Annotated in this window: 1 protein-coding gene; it reads right to left on the reverse strand. The window is 44.4% G+C overall.

What is annotated here, in order from left to right:
- Positions 1 to 2,093, reverse strand: a 2,093-nt coding sequence (locus J5224_RS25425; RefSeq protein WP_413544724.1) for a M66 family metalloprotease, incomplete at its 3' end; no start/stop codon positions are given.
- Positions 2,094 to 2,130: the final 37 nt, after the last annotated feature.

Genomic DNA, 2,130 nt, shown 5'->3' on the forward strand with positions numbered 1-2,130 from the left:
CTTACAATTCTTGAATTATGAAGCCGGAAACGTAAAGTCTGATTGCTTGATTCTACCCATAGTTGCCAATCTGCTGACGGTGATACCTCTTGGTTATCATTGTAGATATAGCCATATGCGCCATGTAGTGCAGGATAAATGTAGGGTTGTAAGATCCCTTGAGGATCGTAATAACCAATTAACGTTGTTACCGGAACGCCAAAGGCATAGGGCGCGCGCTCAACTGACAAATCAACCAGCTCGGGTTTCTGAATCCAGCTATTGCCATTAGAGATATAGTAAAGCGTATCTCCACCATTAACGACCCTACGCAGCCCATTAATAAGTAGTTCAGTACTTGACGTTGCAACATGTTTAATAATAATGACTTTTCTATTGTTATCCGGCGAACTGGGCGGAACGGAGATTGTGGGTGTCCAGTGTCCATCCCATATTCCAATATCGACAACGGTATAATCAGCGATATAGGATTGTAGATTAAGTGCTTCGTTATTTACCATGGGAACAGTAATTCTGAATTGGCTCTGATTCAGCAGAATTATTTCATTCCACAGGGTGCCATCGGATTTATAACTGGCCTGAAATCCTCTATGAATCTCGATAGGAGGAGCCTGATTTATATGCAGATAGCTGACGAATCCAGCGTCGTCATCAATGGTTATGACTCGCCCGGCATTGTTTAAATGCGCGATGGGAATGTGGATGTCTCTTGTCCAGTCACCATCGCGTAACACGATTGCCAGAACTGCATTGTTGGATAAAAATGCCGCTAAGGTGGGCGCACTTAAATCCGTATTAGGTGCGGTAAATGGCTTATCAATATCCACCCTATGAATATGCGGCACCATCGTTCTGGTGGTTGGATCCCACATGCGAAAGCCGCTAGGTGAGGTGCTGGAGAAAACCATTTTACTTTCGAGAAAAGTTTGAACAAGCTTTGCGGTATACGGTGTGTGCAGGGTAAAACTGTTAAATGGACTCATCGGTTCCCCATTTGCCATCGGATCAAAACCAAATGAGTGCCCGTAAAAGGGGAGCTGGCAAGTACCCTCAACACAAGACTGCGCATTATCTACCTGTGCTCTAAAGTTTGGCAGGAAAATATCATAACCGGCATCCCACCCCCATGTTGAATTAATGGTATTGGCTGGACGATGTACAGAACCATCAAACCCACCGGGGAAGTGTGACAAATCATAGGCATGTCCTACTTCATGACTGAATTCATTACCGACAGATTCATCCAGTGTTGCCATCCCTGAGCCACCTGAACCGCCGTGGATTTGTACCCCATTTTCATATTTACCCACGCTATTATGTACCGTGATTTGAGCTGAGTTGACAAAGTGCCAGTGGCCTGAGCCCTCCGAACTATTCAGACCATAATTGGCAAAGTTTATTCCTAGGGATATTAATCCTTTACCAATGTCTTCACGTAAAACACCATTATGCCAATCCCCCATGCCTGGTGCGCGGTCAGTATAAAAGTTTCCGTTTGGTAGCATAACTTCGGTTAGATGCACCGCTTGATATGCGCTAACGACCATCCGCGAAACGGGAACAGTTTGGAAATACTCGCGATGAAATTCCGGTGATTCGGTAAAGGTAAACTCATTACGCGGTGGTGTGAGCATGCCAATATCAATGGTATTTAGCAGTAGCTGTGTGGGTGCGCCGACAGGGATATTTTGCAAATCTCCCGTTAAATTGCCGCTAGTAAAGGTCATGGATACGCCAGGTTTAATCCATTGTGGTGGAAGCGTAACACTCCAGGTATGCTGCGCATAAAGAATATTTTCATTGTACAGTGCATTCTCTCTCAACCACCGGCTTTCAAAAAAAATAAATTTTTCTTCATTGCCGGTAAAAATAAAAGTGCTTGTGCCATTATAATAAACGGTGGTGGTTTGACCCGCAGTGGAATTAATGATGATCATGTTTCCGTAATTGGTATTTCGGGGTAGGTAGATGTTGTTAACCCATAACCCATCGGCAATGCGGATCCTTACTGATACATATTGTTGTAGCAGACTACTAAGATGGCTTGCCGTGGGATCGTTAAGGGTAAGGAGTTCTTCTTTAGTGTTGATAATGTGGTGAGATCCAGTAGGTGGTGTAAACGAGTGGCCT

This window comes from Candidatus Symbiopectobacterium sp. NZEC135 (genome assembly GCF_025962695.1).